The organism is Streptomyces sp. NPDC001941 (assembly GCF_040296945.1).
In the GTDB taxonomy this organism is placed as follows: domain Bacteria; phylum Actinomycetota; class Actinomycetes; order Streptomycetales; family Streptomycetaceae; genus Streptomyces.
In genome coordinates, this window is sequence record NZ_JBEOYE010000214.1 from 1 (window position 1) to 4204 (window position 4204).

5 protein-coding genes are annotated in these 4204 nt (G+C 75.3%); all 5 read left to right on the forward strand.

What is annotated here, in order from left to right; genetic code table 11:
* Positions 1-857 (forward strand): ABC transporter permease (locus tag ABT160_RS46495; protein WP_351656348.1); only part of this gene is annotated, 857 nt, incomplete at its 5' end.
* Positions 845-1684: an ABC transporter permease gene (locus ABT160_RS46500; protein ID WP_351656350.1), complete on the forward strand. Its 840-nt coding sequence runs from the start codon at positions 845-847 to the stop codon at positions 1682-1684. The genes ABT160_RS46495 and ABT160_RS46500, both read left to right, overlap by 13 nt.
* Positions 1684-2739 carry an ABC transporter ATP-binding protein gene (locus ABT160_RS46505; RefSeq protein ID WP_351656353.1) on the forward strand — a complete coding sequence of 352 codons (1056 nt, stop codon included), beginning with the start codon at positions 1684-1686 and terminating at the stop codon, positions 2737-2739. Before ABT160_RS46500 ends, ABT160_RS46505 begins: the two co-directional genes overlap by 1 nt.
* Positions 2736-3383 (forward strand): HAD family hydrolase, encoded by a 648-nt coding sequence (locus tag ABT160_RS46510; RefSeq protein ID WP_351656356.1) that lies wholly within the window; start codon positions 2736-2738, stop codon positions 3381-3383. Before ABT160_RS46505 ends, ABT160_RS46510 begins: the two co-directional genes overlap by 4 nt.
* 9 nt (positions 3384-3392) lie before the next feature.
* Complete coding sequence (locus ABT160_RS46515; RefSeq protein WP_351656358.1) at positions 3393-4145, forward strand: GntR family transcriptional regulator; 753 nt, start codon at positions 3393-3395, stop codon at positions 4143-4145.
* Positions 4146-4204 lie beyond the last annotated feature (59 nt).

The following is a 4204-nucleotide window of genomic DNA, read 5'->3' on the forward strand; positions in this document are numbered from 1 at the left end:
CGGCCGCCCCCGCCCCGGCGCCCCTCCCGCGCCGGCGGGGCCGCCGGCGCCCCGGCGCCTGGCTGGCCGCCCTGCCGCTGCTGCTCTTCACCGCCCTCGCCTTCGGCCTCCCGGCCGCCGCGATGCTCGACGGCGCGTTCACCGTGGGCGACGGCTACGGCACCGGGAACCTCGCCCAGTCCGTGCGGGGCGCCTACCTGACGGCCCTGCTCGGCAGCGTGAAGCTCTCCGCCACCACCGCCGCCCTGGCCACCGTGCTCGGGCTGCTGCTGGCCCGCGCGGTCCTCGACTCGCGGCTGCGCGGCGCCGTCCTCACCGCCTCCGGCGTCCTGGCGAACTTCGGCGGCGTCCCGCTGGCCTTCGCCTTCGTCGCCACCCTCGGAAACGCGGGCGTCCTCACCACCCGCCTCGGCCTGGACGAGCACGGCTGGAGCCTCTACAGCTTCTGGGGCCTGGCCCTGACCTACCTCTACTTCCTGGTGCCGCTGATGGTGCTCACCGTGGCACCCGCGCTGGACGGACTGCGCCCGCAGTGGCGCGAGGCCGCCCTGAACACCGGGGCCACCACCTGGCAGTACTGGCGCCACGTGGCCCTGCCGGTGCTCCTGCCCACCCTCCTGGGCGGCTTCGTGCTGCTCTTCGGCAGCGCCTTCGCCGCCTACGCCACCGCCGCGGCGATGGTCGGCAGCTCGGTGCCGCTGGTCACCCTCCAGATCGCCGACGCCCTGTCCGGCAACGTGCTGGTGGGCCAGGAGAACGTGGCGCTCGCGCTGAGCCTGGACATGGTGCTCGTCGCCGCGCTCGTCATGGCCGTCCACCTGCCGCTGCAGCGAAGGAGCGCCCGATGGCTCGCCTGAACCCCCTGTCGCGCGTACGTCCCTGGCGCGCGGCGGTCCTGCTGGTCGCCGGGCTGTACTTCCTGGTCCCGCTGGCCTCCTCGGCCTGGTTCACCCTGGACGTGCCCGGACAGGGCCTCACCCTCTCCTCGTACACCCAGATCTTCTCCGCCGAGGGCTTCACCAGCAGCCTGCTGCTCTCCCTCGGCCTCGCCGCCGCGACGGTGGTGCTCTCGCTGCTGCTGACCCTGCCGGCCGCGCTCGCGGTGCGCCTGTCGGGCTCGGCCCGGCTGCGCGCGGTGCTCGAAGTGGTGTGCACGCTGCCGCTGGTGGTCCCGCCGGTCGCGCTGGTCGCGGGCATCGGCACCGTCCTGAAGTGGGGCCCCGAGCAGCTGGCGACGACCCCGCTGTACGCAACGTTCGTCGCGGTCCAGAACCCGTCCTTCCCGCTGGTCCTGGTCTTCGCGTACGTCGTGATGGCGCTGCCCTTCACCTACCGCTCGCTGGACGCGGGCCTGCGCGCGCTGGACGTGCGCACCCTGGTCGAGGCGGCGCGCGACCTGGGCGCCTCCTGGCCGCGGGCGGTCGTCACCGTGGTGCTGCCCAACCTGCGCACCGCGATGCTCAACGCCTCCTTCCTCGCGCTGGCCCTGGTGCTCGGCGAGTTCACGGCGGCCTCGCTGCTCGGCTTCCAGCCCTTCGCGGTGTGGATCGTGCAGGCGTCCGGCGCCAACGCCCAGCTGTCGGTGGCGGTCTCGCTGCTGAGCCTGGTCCTGACCTGGGCGCTGCTGCTCGCCCTGACCGGTCTGGCCCGCAACCGCACCTCCTCCCGGAAAGACTCCCGCTGATGACGACCACCGCTCCGCCGCGCACCGGCGCGGCGCTCTCCCTGCGCGGCCTGCGCCGCTCGTTCGGCTCCGCCGTCGCGCTCGACGGCCTCGACCTGGACGTCGCCCCGGGTGAACTCCTGGCGCTGCTGGGCCCGTCGGGCTGCGGCAAGACGACCGCGCTGCGGGTCCTCGCAGGCTTCGAGCGGCTCGACTCCGGCGAAGTGCTGCTGGACGGCAAGGACATCGCGCGGGTGCCCGCCAACCGGCGGGACACCGGCATGGTGTTCCAGTCCTACAGCCTCTTCCCGCACCTGACGGCCGCCGACAACGTGGCGTTCGGCATGAAGATGCGCAAGGTCGGCGCGGCCGAACGCCGTTCGCGGGCAGGCGAGTTGCTGGACCTGGTGGGCCTGCCGTCGTACGGCGACCGCTTCCCGCACCAGCTCTCCGGCGGTCAGCAGCAGCGCGTGGCGCTGGCCCGCGCACTGGCCCTGGAGCCCCGGCTGCTGCTGCTCGACGAGCCGCTCTCGGCGCTGGACGCCAAGGTCCGGGTCCAGCTGCGCGAGGAGATCCGCAGGCTCCAGCTGGACCTGGGCATCACCACGGTGTTCGTCACGCACGACCAGGAGGAGGCCCTGTCGATGGCGGACCGGGTCGCGGTCATGCGCGGCGGCAGCCTCGAACAGTGCGCGGCCCCTGCCGAGTTGTACGACCGTCCCGCCACCCCGTTCGTCGCGTCCTTCGTCGGCACCATGAACCGGGTGCCCGGCCGCATGGACGGCGACGCGCACGCCGACGTCCTCGGGGTGCGGGTGCCGGTGGACGGCGCCCGGGCCGGGACGACGGAGTTCCTGGTGCGGCCGGAGGCCCTGGAGGTGACCGCGGGCGGCGACGCGCTCGTCACGGGCAGCGCCTTCCACGGCGCCAGCACCCGGCTGCGGGTGCGGCTCGCGGACGGCGCCGAGGTGCAGGCCGACCTGCCCTCGCACGCGGCCGCCGCGTTCGGCACCGGCGCCGCCGTCACCGTACGGCCGTACGCGCGCCCCGTGCTCGCGGCGGGTGAGGACGCGTGAGCGGTCTGCGCGCGGTCCTGTTCGACATGGACGGCACGCTCGTCGACACCGAGCACACCTGGGTCGACGTGGTGGAGGAAGTGGCGGCCCGGCACGGGCACGCGCTGGGCGAGGAGCAGCGTTCGGCGGTGTACGGCCGGGCGGTCGAGGACACCGCCGAGCTGCTGCACTCGGCACTGGGCGTCCAAGTAGAGGCATTGAACGCCGAGTTGCACCGCGACTTCGCGGCCCGGCTGGCCGGCGGGGCCCCGCCCCGGCCCGGAGCGCTGCGCCTGCTCGCCGAGCTGCGCGCCTGCGGCATCCCCACGGCCCTGGTGTCCGCGTCGCCGCGGGCCGTGGTGCGCCGGGTCGCCGGGACGCTGGACGGCCACCGCTTCGACGCGGTGTACGGGGCGGAGGACACCGCCCGCACCAAGCCCGCGCCCGACCCCTACCGGGCCGCCGCGGCGGCGCTGGGCGCGGCGCCCGGGCTCTGCGTGGCGGTGGAGGACACGGTGACCGGGGTGGCCTCGGCGGAAGCGGCCGGCTGCCGGGTGCTCGTGGTGCCGAGCGTGGAACCGATCGCGCCCGCGGCGGGACGCACCGTACTGACTAGTCTGGAGGAGGCGGACCTCACGTTGCTCCGCTCACTCGTCGGCAGTTGAGGAGTTGGGGTGTCGGGGAAGTCGCCGCTGTACCGGAAGGTCGCGGGAGACCTGCGGACCGCGATCGAGGCCGGGGAGTACGGGTCGGGGGCGCGGCTGCCCGCCGAGGACGCGCTCGCCCGGCGCTACGGCGTGTCCAGGGGGACGGTGCGCCAGGCGCTCGCGGCGCTGCGCGCGGACGGCCTGGTGACCTCGCGCCGGGGCGCCCGGCGGGTGGTCCTGGGCGGCGCCGCCCGGCTGCAGAGCTTCGCGGAGCTGCGCAGCTTCACCCGTTGGGCTCGCTCGCTGGGCGAGGAGCCGGGCGGCCGGATCGTGGCCGTCGACGCGTTCCCGGCCAACGCGGAGGAGGCCCGTCAGCTCGAACTCCCCCTGGGGACAAGGATCTTCCGGGTGCGCCGGGTGCGCACCCTGTCGGGCTCCCCGGTGATGGTGGAGCGCACCACCTACCCCGAGCGGATCGGCGAGCTGGTGGCCCGCCTGCCGGTCGACTCGGTGTCGCACAGCGAGCAACTGGAGCTGCACGGCGTGCTGTTCACGGACGCCCACCACACCATCGACGTGGTGCCGGCGGACTCCGACGACGCCGCGCTGCTCGGCTGCCCGGCCGGGGCGGCACTGCTGCGCGAGCGCAGGCGCTCCACGGACCCGGCGGGCGCGCCGGTGGAGTGGTCGCAGGACCGCTACCTGCCGGGAACGGTGGCGTTCACCGTGCACAACTCGACGGCGACGACGGCCCTGGGGCGCGGCCTGTCGGCCCCCTGAGGGGGCGAAGCGTGGGGGGGGGGGGGGGGCGCCCCCGGGGGCGGCCCGCCCCCCCCCCC

Coding starts and splice junctions, on each gene's coding strand:
- ABT160_RS46500 (WP_351656350.1), top strand. CDS start 845: ATGGCTCGCCTGAACCCCCTGTCGCGCGTACGTCCCTGGCGCGCGGCG.
- ABT160_RS46505 (WP_351656353.1), top strand. CDS start 1,684: ATGACGACCACCGCTCCGCCGCGCACCGGCGCGGCGCTCTCCCTGCGC.